General features: G+C 70.9%; 31 protein-coding genes and 1 pseudogene. 19 read left to right on the top strand and 13 right to left on the bottom strand.

Going from position 1 to position 26,352, the window contains the following annotated elements:
• Positions 1-8: 8 nt before the first annotated feature.
• Complete coding sequence (locus ABT158_RS23445) at positions 9-752, bottom strand: SDR family NAD(P)-dependent oxidoreductase (RefSeq protein WP_352356606.1); 744 nt, start codon at positions 750-752, stop codon at positions 9-11.
• A gap of 292 nt (positions 753-1,044) precedes the next feature.
• Positions 1,045-1,641 (bottom strand): TetR/AcrR family transcriptional regulator, encoded by a 597-nt coding sequence (locus ABT158_RS23440; protein WP_352356604.1) that lies wholly within the window; start codon positions 1,639-1,641, stop codon positions 1,045-1,047.
• 110 nt (positions 1,642-1,751) lie between these two features.
• On the opposite strand from ABT158_RS23440, the gene ABT158_RS23435 reads away from it, so the two are divergent.
• The 4 genes from ABT158_RS23435 (at position 1,752) to ABT158_RS23420 (ending at position 5,891) form a co-directional block, all read left to right on the top strand.
• On the top strand, positions 1,752-1,976 hold the full coding sequence (locus tag ABT158_RS23435) for a hypothetical protein (RefSeq protein ID WP_352356602.1): 225 nt from the start codon (positions 1,752-1,754) through the stop codon (positions 1,974-1,976).
• Between the two features lie 57 nt (positions 1,977-2,033).
• On the top strand, positions 2,034-2,612 hold the full coding sequence (locus tag ABT158_RS23430) for a TIGR03086 family metal-binding protein (protein ID WP_352356600.1): 579 nt from the start codon (positions 2,034-2,036) through the stop codon (positions 2,610-2,612).
• 943 nt (positions 2,613-3,555) lie between these two features.
• The gene (locus tag ABT158_RS23425; RefSeq protein WP_352356598.1) at positions 3,556-4,791 is read left to right on the top strand and encodes a coiled-coil domain-containing protein; all 1,236 of its coding nucleotides are present in this window, start codon (positions 3,556-3,558) and stop codon (positions 4,789-4,791) included.
• Between the two features lie 665 nt (positions 4,792-5,456).
• A complete protein-coding gene (locus tag ABT158_RS23420; protein ID WP_352356596.1) occupies positions 5,457-5,891 on the top strand; it encodes a VOC family protein in 435 nt (144 codons plus the stop codon).
• Between the two features lie 118 nt (positions 5,892-6,009).
• On the opposite strand, the gene ABT158_RS23415 is transcribed toward ABT158_RS23420, so the two are convergent.
• A complete protein-coding gene (locus tag ABT158_RS23415; protein WP_352356594.1) occupies positions 6,010-7,548 on the bottom strand; it encodes an MFS transporter in 1,539 nt (512 codons plus the stop codon).
• Between the two features lie 80 nt (positions 7,549-7,628).
• Between ABT158_RS23415 and ABT158_RS23410 the strand changes: the two genes are divergently transcribed.
• A complete protein-coding gene (locus ABT158_RS23410) occupies positions 7,629-8,186 on the top strand; it encodes a TetR/AcrR family transcriptional regulator (RefSeq protein WP_352356592.1) in 558 nt (185 codons plus the stop codon).
• 288 nt (positions 8,187-8,474) lie between these two features.
• Here ABT158_RS23410 and ABT158_RS23405 read toward each other — a convergent pair whose 3' ends face one another.
• Positions 8,475-9,260: a maleylpyruvate isomerase family mycothiol-dependent enzyme gene (locus tag ABT158_RS23405; RefSeq protein ID WP_352356590.1), complete on the bottom strand. Its 786-nt coding sequence runs from the start codon at positions 9,258-9,260 to the stop codon at positions 8,475-8,477.
• Between the two features lie 367 nt (positions 9,261-9,627).
• On the opposite strand from ABT158_RS23405, the gene ABT158_RS23400 reads away from it, so the two are divergent.
• Both ABT158_RS23400 and ABT158_RS23395 read left to right on the top strand, forming a co-directional pair.
• Positions 9,628-10,275, top strand: coding sequence for a PadR family transcriptional regulator (locus ABT158_RS23400; RefSeq protein ID WP_352356588.1), 648 nt, complete (start codon positions 9,628-9,630; stop codon positions 10,273-10,275).
• Positions 10,276-10,416: 141 nt separating this feature from the next.
• Complete coding sequence (locus ABT158_RS23395; protein ID WP_352356586.1) at positions 10,417-11,289, top strand: alpha/beta fold hydrolase; 873 nt, start codon at positions 10,417-10,419, stop codon at positions 11,287-11,289.
• A gap of 147 nt (positions 11,290-11,436) precedes the next feature.
• On the opposite strand, the gene ABT158_RS23390 is transcribed toward ABT158_RS23395, so the two are convergent.
• Entirely contained in the window at positions 11,437-11,838 is a 402-nt protein-coding gene (locus ABT158_RS23390; RefSeq protein WP_352356584.1) for a hypothetical protein, read from the bottom strand.
• Positions 11,839-12,245: 407 nt separating this feature from the next.
• Here ABT158_RS23390 and ABT158_RS23385 point away from each other — a divergent pair, with 407 nt between their 5' ends.
• From ABT158_RS23385 to ABT158_RS23370, 4 genes are all read left to right on the top strand, one after another.
• Positions 12,246-12,854 carry a dihydrofolate reductase family protein gene (locus tag ABT158_RS23385; protein ID WP_352356582.1) on the top strand — a complete coding sequence of 203 codons (609 nt, stop codon included), beginning with the start codon at positions 12,246-12,248 and terminating at the stop codon, positions 12,852-12,854.
• Positions 12,855-12,907: 53 nt separating this feature from the next.
• Positions 12,908-13,231, top strand: coding sequence for a YciI family protein (locus tag ABT158_RS23380; protein WP_352356580.1), 324 nt, complete (start codon positions 12,908-12,910; stop codon positions 13,229-13,231).
• Complete coding sequence (locus tag ABT158_RS23375) at positions 13,228-13,410, top strand: hypothetical protein (RefSeq protein ID WP_352356578.1); 183 nt, start codon at positions 13,228-13,230, stop codon at positions 13,408-13,410. Before ABT158_RS23380 ends, ABT158_RS23375 begins: the two co-directional genes overlap by 4 nt.
• 80 nt (positions 13,411-13,490) lie before the next feature.
• A complete protein-coding gene (locus tag ABT158_RS23370) occupies positions 13,491-14,276 on the top strand; it encodes an RNA polymerase sigma factor (protein ID WP_352356576.1) in 786 nt (261 codons plus the stop codon).
• Positions 14,277-14,439: 163 nt separating this feature from the next.
• Here the strand turns inward: ABT158_RS23370 and ABT158_RS23365 are convergent, their stop codons facing one another.
• Positions 14,440-14,685 carry a hypothetical protein gene (locus ABT158_RS23365; protein ID WP_352356574.1) on the bottom strand — a complete coding sequence of 82 codons (246 nt, stop codon included), beginning with the start codon at positions 14,683-14,685 and terminating at the stop codon, positions 14,440-14,442.
• 442 nt (positions 14,686-15,127) lie between these two features.
• Between ABT158_RS23365 and ABT158_RS23360 the strand changes: the two genes are divergently transcribed.
• Positions 15,128-15,502, top strand: a complete 375-nt coding sequence (locus ABT158_RS23360; protein ID WP_352356572.1) for a hypothetical protein — start codon at positions 15,128-15,130, stop codon at positions 15,500-15,502.
• Between the two features lie 141 nt (positions 15,503-15,643).
• Here the strand turns inward: ABT158_RS23360 and ABT158_RS23355 are convergent, their stop codons facing one another.
• The 3 genes from ABT158_RS23355 to ABT158_RS23345 all read right to left on the bottom strand — a co-directional run bounded on the left by ABT158_RS23355 (position 15,644) and on the right by ABT158_RS23345 (position 17,727).
• Positions 15,644-15,832, bottom strand: a complete 189-nt coding sequence (locus tag ABT158_RS23355) for a tyrosine-type recombinase/integrase (protein ID WP_352356570.1) — start codon at positions 15,830-15,832, stop codon at positions 15,644-15,646.
• A 145-nt stretch (positions 15,833-15,977) separates the two neighbouring features.
• On the bottom strand, positions 15,978-16,790 hold the full coding sequence (locus ABT158_RS23350; protein WP_352356568.1) for a hypothetical protein: 813 nt from the start codon (positions 16,788-16,790) through the stop codon (positions 15,978-15,980).
• 352 nt (positions 16,791-17,142) lie between these two features.
• Entirely contained in the window at positions 17,143-17,727 is a 585-nt protein-coding gene (locus ABT158_RS23345) for a DinB family protein (RefSeq protein ID WP_352356566.1), read from the bottom strand.
• Between the two features lie 165 nt (positions 17,728-17,892).
• On the opposite strand from ABT158_RS23345, the gene ABT158_RS23340 reads away from it, so the two are divergent.
• Complete coding sequence (locus ABT158_RS23340; RefSeq protein WP_352356564.1) at positions 17,893-18,507, top strand: TetR/AcrR family transcriptional regulator; 615 nt, start codon at positions 17,893-17,895, stop codon at positions 18,505-18,507.
• Between the two features lie 69 nt (positions 18,508-18,576).
• Complete coding sequence (locus ABT158_RS23335) at positions 18,577-19,512, top strand: alpha/beta fold hydrolase (protein ID WP_352356562.1); 936 nt, start codon at positions 18,577-18,579, stop codon at positions 19,510-19,512.
• Between the two features lie 125 nt (positions 19,513-19,637).
• On the opposite strand, the gene ABT158_RS23330 is transcribed toward ABT158_RS23335, so the two are convergent.
• Positions 19,638-19,913, bottom strand: coding sequence for a hypothetical protein (locus ABT158_RS23330; protein WP_352356560.1), 276 nt, complete (start codon positions 19,911-19,913; stop codon positions 19,638-19,640).
• A gap of 97 nt (positions 19,914-20,010) precedes the next feature.
• Positions 20,011-20,337, bottom strand: coding sequence for an alpha/beta hydrolase (locus tag ABT158_RS23325; RefSeq protein ID WP_352356558.1), 327 nt, complete (start codon positions 20,335-20,337; stop codon positions 20,011-20,013).
• Between the two features lie 4 nt (positions 20,338-20,341).
• Here ABT158_RS23325 and ABT158_RS23320 point away from each other — a divergent pair.
• Positions 20,342-20,506 (top strand): annotated as a pseudogene (locus tag ABT158_RS23320) (response regulator transcription factor); the annotation flags it as partial.
• Between the two features lie 94 nt (positions 20,507-20,600).
• On the opposite strand, the gene ABT158_RS23315 reads toward ABT158_RS23320, so the two are convergent.
• Positions 20,601-21,746: an epoxide hydrolase family protein gene (locus ABT158_RS23315; RefSeq protein ID WP_352356556.1), complete on the bottom strand. Its 1,146-nt coding sequence runs from the start codon at positions 21,744-21,746 to the stop codon at positions 20,601-20,603.
• A 52-nt stretch (positions 21,747-21,798) separates the two neighbouring features.
• On the opposite strand from ABT158_RS23315, the gene ABT158_RS23310 reads away from it, so the two are divergent.
• Entirely contained in the window at positions 21,799-22,764 is a 966-nt protein-coding gene (locus tag ABT158_RS23310; protein ID WP_352356554.1) for a helix-turn-helix transcriptional regulator, read from the top strand.
• A gap of 6 nt (positions 22,765-22,770) precedes the next feature.
• On the opposite strand, the gene ABT158_RS23305 is transcribed toward ABT158_RS23310, so the two are convergent.
• Positions 22,771-23,304 carry a hypothetical protein gene (locus ABT158_RS23305; protein ID WP_352356552.1) on the bottom strand — a complete coding sequence of 178 codons (534 nt, stop codon included), beginning with the start codon at positions 23,302-23,304 and terminating at the stop codon, positions 22,771-22,773.
• Between the two features lie 285 nt (positions 23,305-23,589).
• Between ABT158_RS23305 and trpB the strand changes: the two genes are divergently transcribed.
• From trpB to ABT158_RS23290, 3 genes are read left to right on the top strand one after another with little or no spacing between them, the layout of a single operon-like run.
• Positions 23,590-24,792 (top strand): tryptophan synthase subunit beta, encoded by a 1,203-nt coding sequence (trpB, locus tag ABT158_RS23300; RefSeq protein ID WP_352356550.1) that lies wholly within the window; start codon positions 23,590-23,592, stop codon positions 24,790-24,792.
• Positions 24,789-25,586, top strand: a complete 798-nt coding sequence (gene trpA, locus ABT158_RS23295) for a tryptophan synthase subunit alpha (RefSeq protein WP_352356548.1) — start codon at positions 24,789-24,791, stop codon at positions 25,584-25,586. Before trpB ends, trpA begins: the two co-directional genes overlap by 4 nt.
• Positions 25,587-25,595: 9 nt before the next feature.
• Positions 25,596-26,351: a GntR family transcriptional regulator gene (locus tag ABT158_RS23290; protein ID WP_352356546.1), complete on the top strand. Its 756-nt coding sequence runs from the start codon at positions 25,596-25,598 to the stop codon at positions 26,349-26,351.
• Position 26,352 lies beyond the last annotated feature (1 nt).

The raw sequence follows: 26,352 nt of genomic DNA, 5'->3' as shown, positions 1-26,352 counted from the left end.
CACCGAGGTCACCACGCGATCGGGCCGAGGCGGTCGACGAAGACGCCTGTGGGCCCGTCGGGGCCCAGGGTCGCGAGCCGGACGATCGAGTCCGTGCCCTCGGTGACCGTCAGCAGGCCGGTGTGACGGTTCATGTCGGTGGCGGCGAACTTGTGGTTGGCGGTCTCGCCGGGGGTGGCGACGTTGAACTTGATGTGCGGGAGCGCCTGGGCGTACCGGACGGTGATCATGTTCAGGGCCGCCTTGGAGGAGCTGTAGGCGAGCTCGTGCATCTTCGAGACGGGCTGGTCCGGATCGGTGACGACGGCGAAGGAGCCGCCGCCGCTGGACACCATCACCACCCGCGGGTTCTCGGCGGCCTGGAGCAGGGGCAGGAAGGCGTGGGTGACCCTGACCGGGCCGTAGACGTTGGTGTCGTAGACCGCGTGGATCTCCCCGGCCGTGGCGTCCGCGGGCGGGACGGCGTTCCCCGGCGCGCCGGCGTTGTTGACCAGCACGTCCAGGTGGCCGGTGTGCTCGCGGACGAGCCGCACGGCCTCGTTCACGGACGCGTCGGAGGTCACGTCCAGGGGGATCATGATCACGTCGATGCCGTCCTCGGCCAGCCGGGCGGCGGCGGCCTGCCCGCGGGCCTCGTCGCGGGAGCCGAGGAAGATCGTCCAGCCGAGCGTGCCGAGACGGCGGGCGGCTTCGAGACCGAGCCCCTTGTTGGCTCCGGTGATCAGTGCGGTGGTGCGTTCCGTGTTCGTCATGCGCTCTAAGACGGAACCCTCTCTGTGGCTGTGACAGCTTGTGAGCGACGTCACAACGGGCTGGTCCGGAGCTGGGGGGGTGCCTGATGGGCGGCGGCTTCGCTCTCCAGCTCGCAACCGTTCGCTACCTGGGCTGCCCAGTTGGCATCGAGGATCCGCCCTGCGTGAAGCGCATGCCGAGCGGGACAAGACGCGCTGGAGCACACCTGGGAGATCGTCAAGGCGTTCGGGCTGAAGGACTTCGCCGAGGCCGAGGCCGAGCCGGCGGGCAAGGTTCGGGCGCACGCCGGGCTTATGCCGCGAGGGCGGCCACCACCTTGTCCGCGAGCCGCTGCAGGCGGGCCGGGTCGGCGGGGGCCTGGCGGACGGTGGTGTTCCAGTAGAGGGGGCCCGCCAGCAGGTCCAGGCCGAGTTCGAAGTCAGTGTCGGGCGCGAGTTCTCCGCGTTCCACGGCCCGCCGCAGGACGCTGACCGCTTTCTCGCGTCCAGCTCCACCGACCCTGTCGCGCAGGGAGTCGGCGATGTCGGGATGGTGGATGCCCGCGGCGAACAGGTCGGGCAGAATTCGCGACACCAGTGGATGCCGGAGCGCTGCGTCGACTGCGGTCAGGAAGGCCAGAACGTCGCCGCGCAGGGTTCCGGTGTCAGGGGTGTCGGTTGCGGCGAAGGAGACTTGGGCGATCAGGTCGATGGTCACGGCTTCCTTGGACGGCCAGCGCCGGTAGATGGCGGCCTTGCCCGAGCCGGCCCGCCGGGCCACGGCCTCCAGCGACAACCTGCCGTAGCCGACCTCGGCGAGCTCTTCGAGGAAGGCGGTGCGGATCGCGTCGGTGACGGCGCCCTGAAGCACGGGCCCGCCGGGCGGGCGGGCTGCTGGCGATCGACTCATGCCGCCGAGCATACCCGAGACGGAACGGTTGCGTCTCGACTAGGGCCGGTCTATGGTGCGACATGTCGAGACGGTCCCGTTCCGTCTCGTTAAATCCTGGAGAGTCCGCCGTGCAGTTCTTCTTCGAGTCCCTTCGTACGGCGTGCTCCGCCCCCTCCGGCGGGGCGGACCTGGGCGAGGTGATCGGAACCGCACGGGCCATCCCGGACGGCGACGAGGACGCCTGGTACCCGCAGTGGCGCGCCACCGCCGCCCGCGTCCACGAACTGGGCGACCAGGCATTGGCGGCCGGGCACCGGGTCAGCGCCCAATTCCGGAGCCGGGGCAACCCGTGAACCTCAGCGGTGAACCCGGGCCGGACCTGATCAATCCCCACCGAAATGAGCAACCAGATGACCAACGTTGTAGGCCGGATCGACCAGGCCATCCACATGACCGCGACCATCGTCAAGGGCATCACCGACGAGCAGCTCACCGCCCCCACACCCTGCCCGGGATGGGACGTGCGTACCGAGCTCAACCACCTGGTCGGCGGCATGCACGTCTTCGCCGCCGAGCTCACCGGCACCGACCCCGGCGGCGAGCACGAGGATGACTGGCTTGGCACCCACCCGCAGGACGCCTTTCTCGCAGCCGCCCGGCTCGACCTCGCGGCCTGGCACCGCGAGAGTGCCCTGAAGACGACCGTGCGGCTGGGATTCGGGGAAGTGTCAGGGCCGATGGCCGCACTCATCCATCTGACCGAGGTCCTGGTGCACGGCGTCGACCTGGCGTTCGCCACCGGCCAGGAAACGCTGGTGGACGAGCAGGCCTGCGACGACTTGCTCGCCACCATGCGCGGCATGGACTTCGACGCCTTCCGCCGCCCCGGAATGTTCGGCCCCGAACGTCACCAGCCCGCAGGCGCGCCCGCCCACCGGCGGCTGCTGGCCTTCCTTGGCCGCGACCTCGCCCCGCATCGGGCCAAGTGACGTGCGGCGACCGTGACCAGAACTCTGGCCAGGTGAGGCGAAGCCAGCTGGGGCGGCGCAGCATGGGCTCTGCCGTCCGTGGCCCAGCTGAGCCGGGACATCAGTGAGCCAGGCCACGTTGAGCGGTGGATGATTTCACCACAAGCGAGCTGGGACTTGAATCGTCGGAGCAGCTTCGCCGAAGCCGAGACGTTCGGCGATCCGATCGAGCCGGGGTTTTGATCGTCAGGCGCGCTTGCCTCGAAGTCGAGGCGCTCGGCGATTCGACCGAGCCGGGAGTTGATCGTCGGGCGGCTCACCTCGAAGCTCGCCCTATCTCCTTGATCGGCCCCGGGCGACGGCGCGAACGCCGCCGTGATCCCGCAGCCTTCACGGCGTGCAGCCGCTCTTTGAGGGCGGGCAAGCCGACGGCCGGCTCCACCAGCACGACGCGGACGAACAGCCACCGCCGGCGGCCGCCCCGGACAGACAACGCACCGCCTGCGCTGACCCGTCAGCCGGCCCTACACACCGCGTGGCGCGACATGGCGCTGAGCCTGACGAGGGCGGCGCGAAGTGTACGAGCTGGCCATCGTCCTGTGAGTGTGCGCGCGGGAACGTGGGGCTGGTGGTCACGCCCGGCACGGTGGCGGACGCGCTGGCACGGCGGTGGATACGAACGAACTGTCGGTGCGGCACGGCATTCTGGCGAGTGGCGGAGACGCGAAGGGGGCGACACGCCGGAGACGTTGCATGTCCGTCCGGTGGGCGGAAGACGGCGCGGCCGGGTCTGCGGTCAGTGGCGGACATCCGGCCGTTCACGTGGGCAAGGCGCCGACCTGCGGTGGCGTGGTCCTACCGCGCTCGAACGTCACTGCGATGGCAGCTTCGTCCAGACCTTCCATACGCATGGTCAATTTCTGGATTTGAATTTCCAGAAATTAGAAAATGTTAGGGTGTCGCCGTGACTGCGGAGGTCGGCGTGGTGACGCCTTGCAAGCATTGTGGAGCTCCCATCGAGCAGCGGCCGGGGCGTGGGCGGCCGAAGTCGTACTGTCCGGAGAAGGGGTGCCAGGCGGCGGCCAAGCGGGAGCGCGAGCTGCGGCGGGCCACCCCCGGGCTGGAAGGCGCGCTCGCCAGGGCCGAGCAGTTGTACGACCGGATGGAGACCGGGCTTCTCGCGGCCATCGAGCCGCTGGCCCAGGCCCTGTCCGACGAGCTGAGCCCGGCCGGGGTCGAGGCCAAGCTGAGCGCCGTCCAGGCTGAGGCGCACACGCGCGTGGCGATCGCCCGCACCGAACGTGAGCAGGCCTTCGAGCAGGTACGCCTGGCCCGCGAGGCCACCGAGCACGCGCGCCGGCAGACCGCCGAGATGCGAGCCCGGCTGGAGGAGGCCGAGAACGAGCGCGAGACGGCGCTGCAGGACGCCGAACGCGCCCGCGAGCAGGCCCTGGCCGCGTTGCGCGAGGCGGCCAGCACCGAACGGCAGGCGTTGCAGACAGCCGAGAAGGCGGTCCGGCGGGCCGAGCAGGCCGAACGGCGGGTGAAGGAGGCATCGCGCCAGGCGGAGCTGACCGAGCAGACCCGGGATCAGGTCGTCCAGGAGCTGGCCGAGCAGGCGGAGGCGGCCGAGGAGCGGGCCGAGGAGGCGCGGGCGCAGGCCGTACAGGCCGGGCTGGAGGCGGACCGGGCGCGGGAGGAGAGAGATCGCGCCCGGGAGGAGGCGGCGGCGGCCGGGCGGGCGCGCGAGCTGGCCGAGCGGGCAGTGATCGCGGCCACGGCCAGGGAGGAGGCGGCCGCGCAGGAGCGGGAGCGAGCCGTGGAGCGGGCCGAACGTGCCGAACGCGCGGCCGCGGAGGCCGAACGGGACCGGGCGGTCGCGCAGCGGGAGGCCGCCCAGGCCGCGACCGAGGTGGGTGACCTGGCCCGGAAGCTGGCGTCGGCCGAGGAGGACGCCGCCGCGGCGCTGGCCAAGGAGCGCAGACAACACGCCCGGGAGAAGGTACGGGCCGCGGCGGCGGTCAAGGAACGCGACCAGTTGCTGGGGGAGTTGCGGCTGGAGCGCATGCGTCTGGCGGACGTACGGGCCGAACTGGACGCCGCACGCGCCGAGGCCGCCCTGCTACGAGAACGAGCGGTCGCCGCCGAACTCACCCGACGAGCCCTCGACCCCGAACCACAGGCAACACGGACCGACTGACCGCGGGCGACCCCGGACAACGGACCCCCGGGCAGTGTGGACCGCATCAACGAGAAACACCCGCGCGGCCGCATACCCAGAACCACACGCCGCACCGCGCATCGCCTGCACCGCAGGCTGCCCGAACCGCACGTCGGCCCGCGGGTTGCGCGAATCGGACCCCGGGCCGCCCAAGACCCGCACCGCGCACTCCCCGAACCGCATGTCGGGCTGCCGAGAGCGCACGTCGGAGGCCCTCCACTCGGGTTGCTGCGACGGGACGCAATCCAGCTCGCGGGCGGCGGAGGCGATCAGGTCGCCGCGGTAGGCGCGCCGGGTGTGCGGAGCGACCGGCGTTGGCCAGGCCGGTGAGGAAGCCGTCGAGATGCCGGGCAAGTGGGTGGGCGCGGCCGGGCTGCTCGGTGATGACCGGATCCACCGTGGCGACCTTGCTCCATCCGCCGGATTGCCAGATGACCGAGAAACGAGGCCTTCGCGCCGGACAGCGGCCGTCCAGGTCACGCCATGCCGGTGATCGCTATCTTGCCTGATGACGCATCTCGCAACCCGTCGGCGGGCGAGGCGTTCAGGCTGGAGCTTTGGATCTTTTCAGGACTTCGCCAATCCGGCCGGGGTGCAAGGTGGGGGATTACGGCATACATAGTGCCTTATGGGAGGATTTTCCCATGGCATCTGTTAAGCAGATTCAAGTCGCCTTCGATTGCGCTTCACCTGAGCGTGTCGGTCGCTTCTGGTGCGAGGTGTTGGGGTATGTCCCGCCGGCACCGCCTGAGGGGTTCGCCAGTTGGGACGACTTCACTCGCACACTGCCGCCCGAGCAGCAGGACTCATGGTTCGCGTGCAGCGACCCCACGGGTGTCGGTCCGCGGCTGTACTTCCAGCGCGTTCCCGAAGGCAAGGTCACCAAGAACCGGCTGCACCTTGACGTGCGGGTCGGCACCGGACTGGTCGGCGCAGAGCGGCTGGCAACCCTTGAGGCCGAATGCGCACGATTGATCCCTCTCGGCGCGAAGCGCGTGCGGCTCCTGCCCGCCGATGAGGAAAACGAGTCGTGCCTCGTGATGCAGGACGTCGAGGGCAACGAGTTCTGCCTGAGCTGACGAACGTCTACCTCGTTGAACGCGGCACAGACCTGACTCGCCGATCGGCTCCCACGGGAAAGGCTGTCCGTCAGTTCTCCCTTCCCTCGCGACGTGGAGCTGGGCCGGCGGCCGGAGATCAGTGGTCCGCTTTCGCCAGGTCGGCTTGGGCCGAGACGCCGCGCAGCATGATGGCTGCGAAGATCGACACCCCGGTCAGGATCAGGGCCGCGAGGCCGCCCGTCCACGCGAGCGCGTGGGTGAATGACGTCACCGCGGCGTCGGCCAGCGCCGCTCCGAGCGCACCGGGCAGGTCGGCGGCGAAGGCGAGGGCTGTGGCGAGCGTCTCCTTGGCCGCTGAGAGCACCTCGCCGGGCAGGCCGACGGGCGCCTGGGAGGCCAGGCCGGTCCGGTAGAAGCCGAGCAGGATGGAGCCGAGGACGGCGGTGCCGAGCGCTGTGCCCACTTCGTAGGCGGTTTCGCTCACGGCCGCGGCCTGCCCGGCGTGCTCCGGCCGTACCGAGCTCATGATGATGTCGTTGGTCAGCGTCAGCCCGACCCCGGCGCCGAGCCCGACCAGGCACAGCGAGATCGCGATCACGAACGGCGGAGTCTGGGGCGTGAGGAGCAGCAGCATCCCGAAGCCCGCCGCGGTGATGACGCCGCCCGCCGGCACGAGGATGGACGCGGGCATCTTCTTGACGAGCGCGGCGGCGAGGAACCCCGCGATCGCGGAGATCGCGGCCTGCGGCAACATCCAGAGGGCGGCCTGAACGGTGGACAGGCCCGCGACGAGCTGCAGGTGCTGCGTCAGCGCGAACAGCGCGCCGACCAGGGCGAACACCGACAGCAGGTCGACCACGACCGCGCCGGTGAAGGAGCGGACCCGAAACAGCCGGACGTTGATCATCGGGTTCGGGATGCGCAGCTGGCGCACCACGAACAGCACCAGGAGCACGGCGCCGGCGACGAGCGTGAGGAGCGCTGCCGGCGGCTCCTTGCCCTCGGCGAGGGTCTTGACGCCGTAGACGAGCGTCACCATTCCGGTGAGGGAGAGCGCGATGCTGGGGACGTCGATGCGTCCCGGCGCCGGGTTGGCGCTCTCGGGCACGAAGATCGGGGCGAGCGCCAGCAGGACGATCATGACAGGGATGTTCATCAGGAACGCGGCGTGCCAGCTGAAGGCTTCGATGATCCAGCCGCCGACGATCGGGCCGGCCGCGGCGCCCGCGGAGCCCATTGCGGCCCACACCGCCATCGCCGTGCGGCGCTGGTTCCGGTCGAGGAACATGTTGCGGATGATCGACAGCGTCGAGGGCATGATGGTCGCCCCGGCGACGCCGAGCAGCGCGCGGGCGAGGATCAGCATCCACGGTGCGATGGCCAGCGCTCCCAGCACGGACGCCGCCGCGAATCCCACCGCGCCGATCAGCAGGAGCCGGCGGCGGCCGATCCGGTCGCCGAGCGACGACATGGTGATCAGCAGACCCGCGAGCATCAGTGAGTAGATGTCGAGGATCCACAGTTGCTCGGTCCCGGAGGGCTGGAGGTCCGTGGTGATCGCGGGCAGCGCGAAGACCAGCACCATGCCGTCGATCGCGATCAGGAGCATCGGCAGGACGAGCACGGCCAGCCCGATCCAGGTGCGAGTCGTCGCTCGCGGTGTGTTCTCGGTCATCTTTCCCCCTCAGGCCAGTTACTTCACCAAACGGTATACTACACCGGACGGTATACTAACCCTCGAGACGAGGAGGGGACATGGCACGACCGAATGCGCGACCGGCGATGATCGAGGCGGCCCTGCGCGTCGTCGAGGAACGCGGCATCACCGCGCTCACCCTGGACGCGGTCGCGGCTGAAGCCGGGGTGACCAAACGCGGGCTGATCTACCACTTTCCGTCGAAACACGCGCTGCTGGCCGGGATTCACGAGTTCCTCGCCGACCGCGTCGAGCGGGGACTGCGCGAGGCGACCGGCAAGGAACCGGAGGAGGCGACGCTCGCCGAACGCACGAGGGGATACGTGCTGGCGTCCACCGGAGCCTCCACGCGCCTGGAGACGCGTCTGATCGCCGAGGCGGGCAACGAGCCCGACTGGCTGGCCCCCTGGCAGCGGGTCTACGACCGCTGGTTCCCCGGCGACGCGGCGCCGGTCGACGAGCACGACGACGAGGCGATCCGGTGCCTCATGGCGCGGATGGCCGCCGACGGGTTCTGGGGATACGAGAACGCCCTGGGCGCCTCCATCCCCAGCGGGGTCAGGCAGCGCCTCGTCGACGACATTCTCGCACTCATCCCTGAGTCGCCGGCGTCCTGAGCGGTCTGCCCACCGCCCAACTCGCCTCACGGGAGGTACGGCCCCGGCCTCTTCGCCGACCACCTGCGCACCGCCGGGGAGAAGTCGTCCGCCAAGCCCTCGCCGCGCGATCAGCTGCCCCAGAGTTCCGAAATGCGGGGCTTCGCGGCAGGCAATCCGTCGTCCGCTGGATCACAACCCCGCGGAGAAACCATCGGGCGAAACCAGTCACGTTGCGTGAGCGGTTCTGTACCTCGACGTGGCGGAGCGCTCACGTACGAGAGACCATCGGGCGAGACCCCCGACGGTCTAATCCTCCGGCTCCCAGGCGCGGAGCAGGTCAAGCAGCCCTGCGTCTCCGTCGACGCGCAAGGAGGCGGCCGGGATGCGGTCGTACAGGTAGAGGACCAGCTCACTGGCTGTGCCATGGACGGAGGCGCCGGCTTCGTCCGAGTCCTCGCCGGGCGCGGAGATGCGGGTGGAGCGTGCGCCGTCGCCGTCGACCGTGAGGCGCCAGGAGCGGCCCTCGGCGGCGTGGAAGTCGAAGGTTGTGGGCTTGTGCGGCCAGGCGCTGGGCGTCGCGACGCAGGTGAACAGGAACTCCTCGACACCGTCGAGGGCGACCTCGACCGGCAGTGGCTGCGGGGCGCCCGCGGCGAGCTGGGCGTCGTACGTGTGCACCGCGCTCTCCTGAACCCGGTGCCGGGCGACTCCGCCTGAGCTCCGTGGCGTCTGCAGGGCACTCCACCACGCCCAGCAGCCGGCGTCCGGGCCCGCCTCTCGCAGGACGCCCAGCAGAAGTTCCGTGGACTCCTTCAGCCAGGCCAGCAGGGCCTCGCGCTCCCGCGGCACTTCCAGCGCGGCGCGCGCGGCGACGGCCTCGGCCGGGGGAGCGTCGGCAGGCCCCGCGCCGACGATGGCGGCCCAGAAACGGTCTCCTCCACCCAGGTGCTTCACCAGGTCGAACAGCGTCCAATCGGGGCAGGTCGGCACCTGTGCGTCCAGACTGGGCGCGGCGGCGACGGCGGCGCGGAAGGCGGTCGACCGTTCATGGATCAGTCGCAGCAGGTCAGGGAACTCCAGGGTGTTTTCCACGCCGGATGTCTATCACCGTCGATCCCGAGACCGGTAAGCGGAGCGGTTCGGTCAATGCGCACGAGGTCGTGGCGGAAGTGGTCACGTGGTCGGGGCTGTGCAGTGAGGGCCTTCGAGGAGGCTGAGTGCCGGAATCAGCGGTAGCGACCTGGGGCTTCTTCGCCTGTCAGGGATCCGTGACGTGATGGCCCCGACCTCGCACAGCTCCAGCCGGCTGCCGGTCATGATCAGTGGGTGCGGCGGCGGGGCGCCAGGACCTCGGTGACCTGCTTGTCGATCATGTCGAGGGTCCGGCCGAGGGCTCTTGTGGTTTGCCACTCGCCTACGTATATTCGCTTACGAGTAATCGTCGGCGAGGAGGAAGCGGATGGGTGCGCGGCGGCCGGTCGAGAACCTGCTGGCGCTGGCCGTGCTCACGGTCGCCGTCCAGCGGCCGATGCATCCGTACGAGATGGCCTCCGTGTTGCGGGCCCGCGGCAAAGACGAGGACATGCCCATCAAGTGGGGCTCCCTCTACACCGTCGTACGGAACCTGGCCAAGCACGGCCTGCTGGAGGCGGTGGAGAGCGGCCGGCAGGGCGGACGCCCCGAACGGACCGTCTACCGTGTCACCGAGGCCGGACGCCGGGAAGCCGAGGACTGGACCCGCGAGCTGCTGTCCACCCCGCGGCGGGAGCCGTCGTCGTTCGAGGCCGGGCTGTCGGTGATGGGCGGCCTCGCGCCCGACGAGGTCACCGCGCTGCTGCGGCAGCGGTCACAGCTCCTCCAGGAACGCGTCGAGGCCGCCCGCCACGCCTTGGACCAGCAGCGGGACGAGCTGCCGAGGCTCTTCCTCGTCGAGTCGGAGTACGCGCTCGCGATGCTGGAGGCGCAGGCCGCCTGGGTGGGCTCGCTGCTGACCGAGCTGGCCGAGGGCACCTTCCCCGACCTGGAGACCTGGCGCGCCTTCCACGTGTCCGGGCGGATGCCGCCGGACCTCGAAGCGCTCGCGGAAAGGGGCACGACCGAAGAGTGACGGATCCCGGCGGCGGTGCTGCAACACCACCGCCGGGAGACCTCGGAAACCGAAGAACCGCGAAGCGGAGCCCCGGCCACGAGATACCGCGAACCACGATAGCCGGGCTCCCTTCCCGTACGGAAACGAAGGGAAGCCATCATGACCACGACCACCATCGGCACGGTCACGTCGGCCGACGGCACCGCCATCGGCTACCGCGAGGTCGGGCACGGCCCCGGCCTGGTGATCCTGCATGGCGCCATGCAGACGGGAGACAGCCAGCTCGACATGGCCGAAGCCCTGTCGGCGGACTTCACCTGCTACCTGCCCGACCGCCGGGGCCGCGGCCGCAGCGGCCCCGCCGGACCCGCCTACGGCCTGCGCCGCGAGGTGGAGGACCTGGAAGCGCTGCTCGACGCCACGGGCGCGCGTCACGTCGCGGGCGTGAGCTCCGGCGCGATCATCACGCTCCACACGTTGCTCGCCCGCCCCGATCTGGCCGGCGCCGTCGTCTTCGAGCCGCCGCTCTTCCCGGACGGCTCCGTCCCCGCCGCCTGCCTGCCCCGCCTGGACCGGGAGCTGGCGGAGGGCAGGACCGCGGCGGCGCTCGTCACCGGTATGAAGGCCGCCCGGCTCGGACCGGCGATCTTCATGGCCGTCCCGCGCGGCGTGCTGGAGCTGATGACCGGCCTGATGCTGAAGGGCGACAGGCTCGGCGAGACGCCGACGTTCGCGCAGCTGGCCCCGACGCTGCGCCAGGACATCCAGCTGTCGGCGGAGGCGTCGGGCGACCTCGCCCGGTACGCGGCGGTACGCCCCGAGGTGCTGCTGCTCGGCGGCACCAAGGGCCCGTCCTACCTGCGTGACGCCCTCACGGGGCTGGAACGCGTCCTGCCGGACGTCCGCCGCGAGGTCCTCCGCGGGCTCGACCACAGCGCCACCTCGAACACCGCCCAGCGCGGACACCCCGGACGCGTGGCCGCCGTGATCCGCCGCTTCCTCCTGGAGAACCGCGAAGGCGCCGGTTCGTGACCCACGCCCCCTGGTCGAAAGCAGCGTGCCAGGGGGCGTGACCGGCGAGCTGGACGCGAGCGTAGCGAGCGCCCTGTGCGCGGAAAAGCCAGGACATCAGCCCGAACAGACAGAACGTGAACCACCGGCGTACAGGGGATGGATTGATCACAGGCCCTCGTGGTGGTCAGCCTCACGCAGACGACGGAGCTCGTCAGGCGGGATCGCGGCGACCAGGGCCACCGCACGCCGAGCTGTAGCAAGGATCTTGCAGGTATGCGCGCTGGCCCGGTCGCTGATCTCTTGCTCGCTCCAGGGACGAACCCCCTTCTCCAGGATCGCCTGCGCACGGACGGCGGCGATGTGCGCACGAGCCCTCTTCCTCAGATTCACTTGGGCCTCGTCGACGGCGCGATCGCCCTGTTGCTCCAGGCGAGCAGCATGCAGTCCAGCGAGAATTTCCCCGGCCGACAGCCTGTGGGCGAACCGGTGATTGAGCTCGATTTCCGCCTGATGGTAGTCGGCGGCCAGTTGCGGACGCAGTGCGGCGGCCGGCACGAGGTCCTCCACCGGAGCCAGGACGCACATTGAGCACGACCACCGCGCCGTTCCCCAGGAGTAGGCCATCTGCTCCCGAACGTGTCCCCAGCCGCCAGGCAGATTTTGCGTCGTTGTCGGTCACTCTGATTCCGGGGCAGACGTCGTGGGAGGGGAGGTCCTTGGCTTGGTGGCGAGTAGAGAAGTCAGGGCCCGTGTTGCCATCGGGATGGGGGCCGTATTCCGCCAAGAATGATCTGCGGCCATGTGTGCGGAGCGTTCGCCGCTGGTGTCCGCGTCGGTGTGTCGGATCGCTGACGGCCGGCGTCCCGGAAATTCTGCAAAGAAATCCGGGAGGCGGTGTCGGATCGGGGCGGTGGCGTTCGTAGCGGGGGTGAGGCCGCCCGCAGGGGGCGGCGCCAAGGCGAAGGAACCGCGACATGAAGCTGACGACCATGACTCAGGTCACCATCGACGGAGTGATGCAGGGAAACGGCGCCGCGTCGGATGACCGCGGGAACGGATTCGAGCGCGGCGGATGGGCCCGGGGGAAGGGGGACGACGAGACCAGGACGTTCATCACGCAGGCATTTCAGCGCGCCGAGGCGTTCCTGTTCGGCCGGCGCACTTATGAGCTGTTCGCCGGCTCTTGGGGGGCAATCGACCAGATGCGTGCACATCCCATCGGCGTGGCCTTGAACGAGGCCCCCAAGTACGTTGCCTCGACCACGCTCACCACCCCGCGTTGGCAGGACACGACCGTTCTCCGCGGTGACCTCGCGGCGGCCATCAGTGAGCTGAAGGCCAAGCCCGGGGGTGAGCTGCAGGTGCACGGCAGTGGCATCCTGATTCAGTGGCTGCTGGAGAACGACCTGGTCGACGAGATGACTCTGATCGTGATCCCGGTGGTTGTCGGCCAGGGCGCGCGGTTGTTCCCCGACGCGGGCCCGGATCTTGCGCTCGACCTGGTCGAATCGCGGGTCGACTCCAAGGGTGTGTCGATCCAGGTCTACCGGCCGGCTGGGCGCCCGCAGTATGCGACGGCCTGAAGTCCCTGGCCATCGGGCCACGCCGTCTTGACACCACAGGAGTTGATCTTCAAATGCGGTACCTGGTTTCCGTGATCGATGACAAGAGCGATCCTGGCAGCACGGACCGGCGGCCCGCCATCAGCGCGTTCAACGAACGGCTGATCGCCGAGGGCTACTGGGTCTTCTCGGGCGGACTTGCGGACACCGACGCGGCTACGGTCATCGACAACCGGGGCGAGCAGGCGGTGATCAGCGATGGGCCTTTCGTGGAGTCGAAGGAGTATCTCGCCGGCGTCTGGGTGTGGGAGGCCCCCGATCTGGATGTGGCGCTCAAGCTCGCCGCGGAGGCGTCGAAGGTCTGCGATCGGAAGATCGAGGTGCGGCCGTTCCTGTGAGCGACGTCGAGGAGGCGATCACCCGGGTCCACCACGAGGAGTGGGCGCGGGTGATGGCCGCTCTGACCAGGAGTTTCGGTGACCTCGACATCGCCGAGGAGGCAGCGGCCGAGGCGTTCGCGACCGCCGTCGAGCGGTGGCCGGCCGACGGTAAGCGCCCAACCCCGGCGCCTGGCTGACCACCACAGCCAACCGCAAGGCCATCGACCGGATTCGGCGCGAGAACAAACGCGAAGACCAGCACAAGGAGGCTCAGACGGTGTACGACGACCCGCCCGAGCCTCTCGGCGCCATCGACGACGACCGGCTCCGGCTGATCTTCACCTGCTGCCACCCGGCGCCGGCGATGCAGACCCGCGTAGCGCTGACCGTGCGCATGGTCGGCGGTCTGACCGTGCCCGAGATCGCCCGCGCCCACCTGATGGCCGAGACCGCCATGGAGCGGCGCATCACCCGCGCGAAAGCCAAGATCAAGGCGGCCCGTATCCCCTGTCGGGTACCAGCCGTGGAGGATCTGCGGGCACGCGTGTCTGGCGTCCTCGCCGTGCTGTACCTGGTGTTCAACGAAGGCTACCTGGCGACCGGCCCCGACACCGATCGCCTGCGCCTCGACTTGACAGCCGAGGCGATCCGGCTCGCCCGCCTGATCCGTGCTCTCATGCCGGGCGACGGCGAGGTGGCCGGGCTGCCGGCGCTGATGCTCCTCACCGACGCCCGCCGCACCGCCCGGATCTCGGCCGGCGGCGAACTGGTCCCGCTCGAGGAACAGGACCGTAGGGCACGCCGCGACCCCTCGCCGTTCATCGCACTCGACCGGGCCATCGCGGTCGCCGAGCTCGACGGTCCGCAAGTGGCGCTGGCGGCCGTCGATCACCTCGAGGACGCTCTGGCCGGCCATCACGCCTACCACGCCACCCGCGCCGACCTGCTGCGCCGCCTGGGACACAGCGGGCAGTCACGCGCGGCCTACGACAGGGCTGTCGAGCTGGCGGGCAACACCGCCGAGACCGCCTACCTGACCCGAGGCCGCGACCAACTGCGGTAGCGCCCGCCGATCCCGATCAAACCCCGCGCACAGCGGCGGTCCGCCCGGGCGCCCTGCTGATGCAGCCGGCCACCGGGCACAGTCCGCCAAGGTTCTCCGGGGCCCACGCAGAAGCACAGAAGACCTTTCGCCCGGCCCTCGCCGACGCACCGCTCCGAAATGATCACGAGCTGTGGAGCGGAGGGCGCGTGCGGGTGAGCGCGTCTGGCACGCAGACGGCTTGTTCGTCCTCGCGGCGGTCCTTGCCGAGCAGCCGGGGCACCGTCCTGAAGGTCGCCGCGCCGGCCGTGCCCGCGCTCAGAAGCGCGGCCGGCCAGGCAGCATCGGCGGCCAGGACGAGCGCGCAGGTGATGGCAGCCATCACCACGGTGGCCAGCAGCGTGAGAAGCGCGGCAAAGAGAACATCCATCTCATCCTTCACATCGAGGGGAAGGACCTGCGGCTGTCAGGTCGTCGGCCCAGAACGTGATCAACTCCTCTGCGGTGAACCGATCGAAGGGGGCGTGAGCGGAACCCGGCCGCTTCGCGCGGCCCAGATCGTCACCAGCAGTGACGCCATCTCCTCCAAGGTGCAGGGGCACTCAGGACGCCGGACCGCGCGGCGGCGTCCAGAACACCGACGGCTGGAAGCTCCTGCTCCGCAGAATCGCCCCGATCATCGCCGCCGGCCGCACAGAGCCCCAATGACCCAGCGGCTCCGCGACCGCAGCCAAGACCTGACGCCCCAGTTCCCGCCCAAGCGGCCTACTCAACGCAAGCTCAACAGGAAGTCAACAGGTCCGCCACATGCTGACTTCACAACCTCACATCGAGCGACGCGTCAACAGACCAGCAAGAGAAGGAGGAAGCTCATGACCCACAAGAAGGCCCTTGCGGCCCTCAGCGCCGCAGCTCTCGTCACGTTGCTCGCCTCGTCGACCGCCGCCGCGGCGTCGGCCAGTTCCGAAGGCGCCCTATCGACGAGCGCTCACTCCATCACGGCAACGCTGTCGAACGCGGAGCGGCCCCCCCTCGCGGGCGCCACGCACACGATCGGCCGGCTCACCCAAAGAATCAGCGTCTACAACGGCTGCGACGAGGACGTCTGGTTCAAGGTCATCATCAAGAATCGGGTGGACAGCAACTGGATCAGAGTCGGGCTTGATGGCACCAGGTCGTACTCGTGGCCGCGGTGGCAGAAGCTCCAGAGGATCAAATGGTCATGGAGAAACTGCGATCCTCTCTAACGTTCCAGCGCCCATGAGCACCCCTCGTCGAGCGCTGACGCCACCTGGTGAGCGTGTCAGCCCTGGGGCTTGCGGCCTTGGCGCCGGGCGTCAGTCTCGGCCCGGAGCTCCAATGGCTACGGCAAGCCGCCACTCAGTTGATCAGCGGGTACGGCGGCGAGGCGCCAGGACCTCGATGACCTCAGGCCCGGGTTTGACGTAGCGCATGGCGGTGCGGGGGTTCTTGTGCCGGATCTTGCCCATGACGAGCTGCAGCGGCACTTCGGCCTCGCCGAGGTGGGTGCCGGCGCTGTGGCGCAGCTGGTGCAGATCTCGTACAGCATGCGCCACGGGGTCTTCTCCCGCAGCGGGATGTCGCGGCGCGACAGCAGCCGGTGGATGGTGGTCTTGGCGACCGCGCGGGTCTCGTCGGCCCATTCCTTCACCTGCATCGTGGCTCGGGCGTGATGGCGTCGCGCGGAGGCTTCGGTGGCCCTCACTGCGGCCGGACGGCGACCGACGAAGCGGAGAGCGTGACCTCGACGGTGATGTGCGGATTGTCCGGCTGCGGGAGCTGAAGACCACGCTTGAACTCCTCGGCATCGTCCGGCATCACCTTCGGCTGGACTGTGACCTTGACCTGGCCGGTCTCCTCATCCGGGTACGCCGTCATCGTGGCCACCTCAGGACGGGATCGGAGCCAGGAGACGACCGCGTCCTGGGCCCGCCGGAGCTCCGCGGCCGAGAATCCCTTGCCGCCGATCAGGGTGACCTCCATGGGGAGGGTCCTGGCCAGCTCGATCGCGCGAGTCGGGATGGGACCCTTGAAGCCGATGCGCAGCCCCCGCTGGTGGTCGACGTATCCGACACCGGAGATCTCGTCAGGGAACTCCGCATTGAGTTCGTCGATCACCCGGCTGTTGGACGACTGTGAGCCGAAGCGGTCGATGGCCTCCTCGTAGGAGATGCCCTCCGATCTGGCGACGGCCCCGAGGTCGACCAGTTCGGCGTAGGGGATGCCGTCGATCACCACGCCCGGTTCGGTCACGGCAGGATCGTAACCCTCGAAGTCCGTCGGCCTGGGCGAGGAGGTAGCAGCCACCCGGGCCGCGTACCGCTTGACGACCTCCTCCAGGGATCGGCCCGACGACGCCGCCTCTCGCTTGAGCCGCTCCAGGGTGGGCCGATGCGCTTTGGGCTGATCGGCCCGCGGCAACACGATCGTCTCGGTCGCGGCCGCAGCGGGCACCGGGCCGGCACCGGACTGGCCGCAGGCGCACAACGACGCGAGCAGCGCGATGACGGTCAACCGCGATCTCTTCATACCAAGAGGACGCGCCGCCGGCCTGGAGGGTTCATCCATGCGTCCGTGCCGGGACCGCGCGAGAGCCCTCTGAACGGCTGTCGGCTTGCGGCGAGTGCTCCTTCTCGGCCCGAATACCGTGCCGGACGCTGCGGATGGCCGCCGCGCCGTACCGGTTGCTGCCCCGGCCGCCGGACGGAGTGGCTGTGAGCGGCATCGTCCTCGGCCGGGGACGTCCGTCGTTGCGCCGGGTCAGGACGGACCCGTGCGACGAGGACGCCTTCGGTTGGGGTGAGGGCGAGGGTGAACCGTGGCCCCGCCGAGGGCACGGGCACGGTGGCGCGATGGGGGTCGATCCCTAATTGGTGCGGGCCGTCCTGGCTGCCTGCTCGATCTTCGCGCAGTAGGCTGCACGGGCTTCCTCGTCGATCTGCTCCTCGTGTTCGGGGCGCAACCCGGTCCGGCCGTCGAGGCCCTCGCGCAGGATGTCGGCGTGCCCGGCATGCCGGGTGGACTCGGCGAGGACGTGGACCATGATGGCGAACAGGTTCATGTGCCAGGCCGGCGTCGACTCCGGCCACCACGGCACGTGGCCGGGGGCGTCGAGGGGAAGCTCGTTGATCGTCGCGTCCGAGTGCTCCCACGTGCGCCGGTAGAACCCGATGATCTGATCGCGGGTCTCGTCCTCGGTCGCCCACAGATCGCTGCCGTCGGAGTCCTGCCATCGGGGCAGCGGTTCCGGGGAAGGGCGGTCGAAGACCTCGCCGAAGTACCTGGCCTCGACGGTGGCCAGGTGTTTGACCAGGCCGAGGAGGTTGGTCCCGGTCGCTGTCAAAGGTCGGCGGGCGTCGTATTCGGACAGGCCGTCGAGTTTCCAGAGCAGCGCCCTGCGGTCCCGTCGCAGTCTCTCGTGCAGGTTGTCCTTCGCGAAATCGTCAATCATGGGCACGATCCTGTCAGGCTGCGCCGGTGGTGCCTGGTGGCATGGGACGTGGCCGAGGACGACTGGCGTACCTTCCGCCGCCCACGTCTCGCACGCGATCACCGCGGCTCCGTACGCGTAGCATATGTTAACCGTGGTTGCCGTTTCTTGCAGAGAGGTACGCGTGTGGCCGAGTCCGACGAGTTGGAGTCCCTCATCTCGCAGGGGCGCAAACATGGGGTGCGCAAGCGGGTCATCCTGCTGCAGGCGGCCCGGCTCTTCGTCGAGCGTGGTTACGCCGACACCGGGATCGACGACATCGGGGCCGCGGTGGGCATCTCCGGACCGGCGGTCTACCGGCACTTTCCCGGCAAGCAGGCCATTCTCCTCGCCCTGATCGAGTTGTCGCTGGAACGCCTGCAGGAGGGGACGCAGGCCGCGCTGGCCGACCGGGACCGGGACCCGCAGGAGGCGCTGATCGCCCTGGTGGACTGGTTCTCCCGGTCGTCCGTCGAGAACCGGAATCTGACTCTGATCATGCAGGCCGAGCTGCTGTGGCTGCCGGAGCAGGATCGGCGGCGGCTCAACCGCCGGATGCGGCAGATACGCGAGGAGTGGGTCGGGCTGCTGATCGAGGTACGGCCGGAGCTGTCGGACCTCGCGGCGCGGGTCGCCGTCACCTCCGTCATGGGGATGGTGACGGCGGTGCTCGCCGCCCGGCTGAGCGATGACGTCCGGGCGCTGAGTGTGCACCTGCGGGCCCAGATGCTCGCCGTCCTGCATGTGCCGACTGCATTGTGACGGCTTTGGATCAAGTAAAAAGTTAACGTGTATATACTTTTTTCCATGGGGGCGGCGCATGGTCCGTGAGTGCTCGTCCTCGTACGGGACGTCGTAGCGCCAGTCGTCGCCACTGGTGCGAGCCAGAACGAGGGGCAGAACATGAGGGAACGCACAGTCGAGGCCAACGGGATCCGTCTGTGGTGCCAGACGTTCGGTGATCCGGCCGATCCCGCGCTGCTGCTGGTGATGGGGCTCGGCGCCCGAGGCGCGACCTGGCCCGACGAGCTCTGCCGCCTTCTCCAGGAGGCAGGCCGGTACGTCATCCGCTACGACAACCGGGACACCGGGCTGTCCGGCCGCGTGGATTACGAGGCCAATCCGTACACCATGGTCGACCTCGCCCAGGACGCGGTCGGCCTGCTCGACGGCTTGGGCATCGCCACGGCGGACGTGGTCGGCGCGTCGATGGGCGGCATGATCGCCCAGGAGATCGCGCTCGAACACGCTGACCGGCTGCGCAGCCTGACGGTCATCATGTCGAGCGCCGAGCCCCTCGACCCCGCGACCAACACCTTCCGGGGCACGGAACGCGATCCACGGCTGGCCGCCTGGGACGCCGAACAGATCGCCAACCCGCCCCGCACCCGGGAGGAGCACGTCGAGTCGCATCTCAAGCTGGCCCGCATTCTCGCCGGACAGTTGACGGCGTTCGACGAGGGGGCCACGCGCGCGATCATCGAGCGGGAGATCGAGAACGCCACCGAGGCGAGCCACGCCTCGAAGAGCCACATCCTCGCGGCCTTCGCCTCCCGCGACCGTTCCGGGCTTGTCGGCTCGATCACCGCTCCGACTCTGGTGATTCACGGCTCGGACGATCCCATGGCGCCCTTCGCTCACGGCAAGGCCCTGGCGGCGGCGATTCCCGGCAGCGAGTTCCTGCCCATCGAGGGAATGGGGCACGGGTTCCCGCCGCCGGTGATTCCCCGGATCTCCGCCGCGATCCTCCGGCACACCGGGCGATGACCGACAACCTGCCGTGCACGAGCGGGGCTCCGTGTTGCGGGACCTGACGCCGAACAACGTCATCACCGGGCGGGCCGGCTCCTGCCGGTTGGCCGACCTGGAGATGGCCGCCGTCCCTGGCACTCTCATCCCGCCGCACCGCGCACTGCCCGGACACCGCCTCGGCCGCGGACCCGGCTGTGGTTACCAGAAGCGCACCTCAGACCAGTGTGGGGGGCGGGCTTGTGCTTGAGGTGCAGGTCCAAGAAGGCGGTGACGTACGTGCGGGTGATCGCGACGGCGCGCTCGCCGTCGATCGCGGCCTTGGGCAAGCCGAGTTGCGGCTGGAGCACCGCGCTGTCGATGAAGCACATGTGCTCGGCCCCCGTCACGGTCAGCCACCGCTTCCAGTCACCGGTCACGTGCGGCCAGAACGTGTCCCACGAGCCGTCGGGGGCGCCGGAGCTCGGCTCGTGCCGGGGTTCGAGTGTCCGACCATCGCGATGCGCCCCTCGTCGATCAGCGCGTTCCAGCCCTGCTCCGGTCCAGCTCGTCGAGGACGAACTCGGGGTCGGCGGCCCTGACCCGGGCCACCTTCTCGCCCGTCTTGGGGGTCTGACCGGCCTTGCCGGCCTCGAAGGTGACGGTCCGGCCGTCGGGAAAGGTGGTGGCGACCGACTCGTAGGTGTGCTCGACGGCCGCCACCAGGTAGCCGCGGGCGGCGAACTCCTCGGCCGGCGAGGTCATCGTCGCGCGGGGCAGCGTAATGCCGGGTGACAGGACCACCAGGGGCCATCCGCCCTTCCGCCTGACCGCGGGGCGTCGGGCTCGCGGCGCTGACGGCACGGCCAGGGAGGAGGACGTGATCAGGGCCGTGGCCCGCGGCCTGTCGAACGCCGAGATCGGCCGGGAGCTCAGGCTGACGGAGGCCACGGTGAAGGCGCACGTCAGCCGGGTGCTGAGCAAGCCGGCCCTGGCCAACCGGGTGCAGGCCGCCACCCTCGTGCACGACGCCGACCTGGGCTCACGGGTCGTGCACGATCCCGGCTGGGCTGACCGTCGGCGGCGCGCCCCGGTCCCGGCGGCCCGCGCCGCGGCGGCCCGAGGCATCAGCGCAGGGGGCGGAAGAAGGTCCTGACGTCCTCGACGAGCAGGTCGGGGGCCTCCATGGCGGCGAAGTGACCGCCGCGGTCGAACTCCGACCAGTGCACGACGTTGTGCTCGCGCTCGGCGATCCGGCGCACCCCGGCGTCCCCGGGGAAGACGGCGACGCCGTGCGGCAGCGCGGAGTACTCGGCCACCGCGCCCCAGCCCTTCTGCCCCTCCTTGTAGAGGCGGGCGGAGGAGGCGGCGGTCCCGGTGAACCAGTAGACGCTCACGTCGGTGAGCAACTGGTCCAGATCCACCGCGTCCTCGGGCAGCTCGCGGGCGGGGTCGGTCCATTCCTTGAACTTCTCCACGATCCAGGCCAGTTGCCCGGCGGGGGAGTCGTGCAGCCCGAACGCGAGGGTCTGCGGCCGGGTCGCCTGGATGATCGCGTAACCGGCCTGGTCCTGGTCCTGGTACTGGCCGAGGCGGGCGAGCTCGGCGGGGGTGAGCTCCCGCAGCTCGGCCGGGTCGCCGCTGGGGAACCCGAGCGCGCCGTTGACGTGCACGCCGACGACGTTCCCTGGCGCGGCGCGGCCGAGCATCGGCGAGATCACCGAGCCGCTGTCGCCGCCCTGCGCGCCGTACCGGGGGTAGCCGAGGCGGTCCATCAGCTCGGCCCACGCCCGCGCGACGCGCTCCAGGTCCCAGCCGGGCTCGGTGGTGGGGCCGGAGAAGCCGAAGCCGGGGATGGAGGGGGCGACGACGTGGAAGGCGTCGGCCGGGTCGCCGCCGTGCGCCGCCGGGTCGGTGAGCGGGCCGATGACGTTCATGAACTCGGCGACCGAGCCCGGCCAGCCGTGCGTGACGATCAGCGGCAGCGCGCCGGGCTCGGGGGAGCGGACGTGCAGGAAGTGCACGTTCTGCCCGTCGATGGGGGTGGTGAACTGCTCGAAGGCGTTCAACCGCCGCTCGGCGTCCCGCCAGTCGAACGAGGTGCGCCAGTACTCGGCCAGCTTCTTCGCGTAGCCCACCGGGACGCCGTAGGACCAGCCGACGCCGGGCAGCTCGTCCGGCCAGCGGGTCGCCGCCAGCCGGGCGCGCAGGTCGTCCAGCTGGGCCTGCGGGATGTCGATGCGGAACGGGTGGATGCGCGGGTCGTCGTTCATGTCCATGACCATAGGCAGGGGTTAGGACAGGTTCGGTCCTAGGATGGACGGCATGCTGGAGACGTCGGCGCGGCTGTTGCGCCTGTTGTCGCTGTTGCAGACCCCGAGGGAGTGGTCGGGCGGCGAGCTGGCCGAACGGCTCGGCGTCTCGCCCCGCACGGTCCGCCGCGACGTCGACCGGCTGCGCGAGCTCGGCTACGTCGTCGACGCCACCCCGGGCACGGCCGGATACCGGCTCGGCGCCGGGGCCGGGCTGCCGCCGCTGTTGCTCGACGACGAGGAGGCGGTCGCGGTCGCCATCGGGCTCGGCACGGCGGCGGTCTCCGGCGTGACCGGCATCCAGGAGACCTCGGTCCGGGCCCTGGCCAAGCTCGAACAGGTGCTGCCGGCCCGGCTCCGGCACCGCGTCGGCGACCTGCGTTCGGTGACGGTCCCGCTGGCGGGGGCGGCGGAGGCGGTGGACCCGGCCGCGCTCACGGCGATCGCCGCGGCGGTCCGCCGCCGGGAGAGCCTGCGGTTCGACTACCGCTCCCACGACGGCATCGGGGATCGCCGTGCCGCGGAGCCGTACCGGCTGGTCAACTCGGGTCGCCGCTGGTATTTGGTGGCCTGGGACACCGGCCGGGCGGGCTGGCGCACGTTCCGCGTCGACCGGCTGCGGCTGCACACCCCGAACGGCCCGCGTTTCACGCCCCGGGAGCCGCCCGCCGCCGACCTCGTGCGTTACGTCTCCGAGCGGATCTCCGTCGATCCCTACCGCTACCAGGGGCGGTTCACGGTGCGGGCGCCGGTGGACGTGGTCGCCGCCCGGATGCCGCCGACCATGGCGGTGGTCGAGCCGGCCGGCGAGGGCTCCTGCGTCCTGTCCGCCGGGTCGCACTCGCTGGACGAGCTGGCGATGTGGGTCGCGCAGCTCGGCGTGCCGTTCGAGGTGCACGAGCCGCCCGAGCTCGTCCGGCACGTCCGCGCCCTCGCCGCCCGCCTCCTGGACGCCGTCCCCGACGCCGATCCGGCGTGACCGCGGCTATGTCTGCCCGTCGGGCCGGGCGAGCCGGGTCACGCATCGGCGGGTCAGTTCCGGGTCGCGGGCCGCGTCCAGGTGGCCCGTTCCGGGGTGCACGGTCACCCTGATCCGGCCGGCGTGCCGCGGGTAGACGTGCTCGATCGTCTCGCGGAAGCGCAGGGCGCCCTGCGGCGGCACGTGGCTGTCGTCGGCGCCGCACTCGAAGGCGATGGCCGGTCCGTGGGCGTAGGCGCCGATGTTGGTGAGCGGGTTCAGCCGGTCGAACCACCACTGGGCATTGCGGCCCGCGTGCCCCTGCGGCAGGAGGCGGGCCGGGTCGTCCAGCGCGCACATGCCCGGACGGGTCCAGTCGGCGGTGGCCGCGACGGCCGCCGCCCTGCGTACCCGGTGGTCCAGCCCGGCCGGCGCCACCGCGCAGTCGCCGCCCATCGACACCCCGCCCGCGACCGCGCCGGGCCCCGCGCCGAGCTCGGCGACCGCCCAGTCCAGGACCCGGACGCACTCCACCGTCGTACGGCCCAGCAGCGGCCACATCTCCTGCCGGAAGTCGCCCAGGACGCGCTCGGTCAGCTGCCGAGCGCTCTCGCCGCCGCGCCGGAGCCGGTGGCCGGCTCGATCCAGGCCACGGGGACGTCGTCCACCCACCCGTGACGCACGTCCTCGCTCTCCTCAGTGCTCATCACGATCTCCTCCGACTCGGAAGTGCCAGATTCCCCGTTCGCCGCGACGTAGCCGCGGCCGGGGTGGCGCGGCCGCCGTCGCCGTGTCACACTCACTGTTATAGAACTCTTGTCAGAGTTATAGAACGAGGTGAGCAGGATGCGAGAAGCGACGCCACTGCGCGAGCCCGTCCCGGCGGCCGGGTTGATGGGCGAGCCGGGAGCCCGCGGCCGGTTCGGCGAGTACGGCGGCCGGTACGCGCCGGAGTCCCTGGTGGAGGCGTGCCGCGAGGTGGACGAGGCGTTCCGGCAGGCGTGGGCGGACCCGGGCTTCCGCGGCGAGCTGGCCGAACTGCTCGCGCTGCACGCCGGGCGGCCGACCCCGCTGACCCCGGCCCGCCGGCTGTCGGGGGAGCTGGGTGTGCGGCTCCTCCTCAAACGCGAGGACCTCACCCACACCGGCTCCCACAAGATCAACAACGTGCTGGGCCAGGCGCTGCTCGCCAGGCGGATGGGACGGCGCAGGCTGATCGCCGAGACGGGAGCGGGCCAGCACGGCGTGGCCACCGCCACCGCCGCCGCGCTGCTCGGGCTGGAGGCCACCGTCTTCATGGGCGAGCGCGACATCGAGCGGCAGGGCCTGAACGTCTTCCGCATGCGCATGCTGGGCGCCGAGGTGGTCCCCGTCACCACGGGCAGCCGCACGCTCAAGGACGCCACCAGCGAGGCCATGCGGCACTGGGTCGGCGTCACCGGCGACACCCACTACTGCGTCGGCTCGGTCATCGGGCCGGACCCCTACCCGTGGATGGTCAGGGAGTTCCAGCGGGTCATCGGCGAGGAGGCGCGCGCCCAGTTCGCGGCCGGCCAGCCGACCGGCGTGCCGGACCACGTCGTCGCGTGCGTCGGCGGCGGCTCCAACGCGGCGGGCACGTTCGCCGGCTTCGCCGGCACCACGGCGCGCTTCGTCGGCGTCGAGGCGGAGGGCGGCGCCGGGGCGGCCCGCGGCAGGCTCGGCGTCCTGCACGGCTGCCGCTCGCTGTTCCTGCAGGACGACGACGGCCAGATCGTCGAGGCCCACTCCGTCGCCGCCGGGCTCGACTACCCGGGCGTCGGCCCCGAGCACGCCCACCTGCGCGAACTGGGCCGGGCCCGGTACGTCACGGTGACCGACGAGGAGGCCGTCGCCGCGGCGCTGCGGCTGGCGCGCACCGAGGGCATCGTCCCGGCGCTCGAATCGGCGCACGCCCTGGCCTGGGTGATCCGCGCGGCCGGCGGCGAGCTGCCCGCCGGATCGACCGTCCTGATGACGCTGTCGGGCCGGGGCGACAAGGACGTCTCCGCCCTGAAGGAGCTGCTGTGACCGACATCCTAACCCCCGGCGCGGTCGAGCGCCACCTGCGTGCCCGCCGGGACACCGGCCGCGCCCTGCTCATGCCGTACGTCACCGGCGGCATCACGCCCGGCTGGACGGCTTACCTGCGGGCCTTCGCCGCGGCCGGCGCGGACGCCGTCGAGGTCGGCCTGCCCTTCTCCGACCCCACGCTGGACGGCGTCACCGTCCAGCAGGCGAGCCAGGCGGCGCTGGCCCGGGGGGCGAGCACCCGCCGGATCCTCGCCGACCTGGCCGAGGCCGGGGACGTGGGCGTGCCGCTGATCGCCAGCACCTACTACAACCTCGTGCTGCACGACGGGCCCGAGGCGTTCTGCGCGGCGCTCCGGCGGGCCGGCGTCGAGGGCCTGATCGTGCCCGACCTGCCGGTGCACGAGGCGGACGAGCTGGCGGACGTGGCCGCCGCCGCCGGGATCGACCTGGTCCTGCTGGCCTCACCGGCGACGCCGGAGCCGAGGCTGGCCGAGATCGCCCGCCGCAGCCGCGGATTCGTCTACGCGGTGTCGCTGATGGGCACCACCGGCGAGCGGGCCACCCTGGCCGCCTCGGCGGCGGAGCTCACCGCGCGGCTCAGACGCAGCACCGACCGGCCGATCTTGCTAGGATTTGGCATTTCCACGCCTGACCAGGCGCGGGAGGCCGGCCGGCACGCCGACGGAGTGGTGGTCGGCGCCGCGGTCATGCGGCGGGTGCTCGACGGCGCCGGTCCGGACGACCTGCGGGCCTTCGTCGCGACCCTGCGGAAGGCCCTCGACCAGGAGTGACGCACCACGATGACCCCCGACGCCGGGCACGAGGCGAGATACCGCGCCATCGCCGCCGACCTCGCCGCGAAGATCCGGTCGGGCCATTACGCCCCCGGGGAGGCGCTTCCTCCGCAACGGGAGCTGAGCGCCTCCTACGGGGTCACCCTCATGACGCTGCGCCAGGCGTTGCGTGAGCTCAGCGACGAGCACCTGATCGTGCAGCGGCCCGGCAAGGGCACGTACGTGGCCCCGCCCCACCTGGCCTACCAGCTCGGCTCGCTTCGCAGCCTGGCCGACGACCTGCGGGAACAGGGCCATGACGTGCGGACCGTGGTGGCCGGGCGGGCGATGCGCCGGGCCCCCGACCAGATCGCCGCGGAGCTGCGGCTGCGTCCCGGCGACACGGCTCTGCGGCTGGAGCGGGTGCGGGAGTTCGCCGGGCGGCCGGCCGTCCATCAGGTGTCCTGGGTGCGCAGGCCGGTGGCCGACCAGATCCGCGACCGCGACTTCACCGCCGTCTCCCTCTACGCGGCGCTCGCCGACGCGGGGGTGGCGGTCGCCCGTGCCTCGGAGGTGGTCGGGCCCGGCCTGCTCGACGCCGCCGCCGCGCGCCGCCTGCACGAGCCCGAGGGCAGCGCCGTGCTGGTCAGCACCCGGATCACCTACACGCCCGACGGCGTTCCCGTCGTGTCCGACCACGCCACCATCCTGGGCACCATGATGGAGATCCGTACCGAACGGGCGGCCACCGGCCTCTCGCTCGCCTGGCGGGCCACCAGCTAGC

The sequence above is a fragment of the Nonomuraea sp. NPDC001636 genome, from assembly GCF_040298265.1.
Lineage (GTDB): Bacteria > Actinomycetota > Actinomycetes > Streptosporangiales > Streptosporangiaceae > Nonomuraea.
The sequence above is the reverse complement of the archived record's forward strand: the minus strand, read 5'-3'. Positions and strand labels throughout refer to the sequence as shown.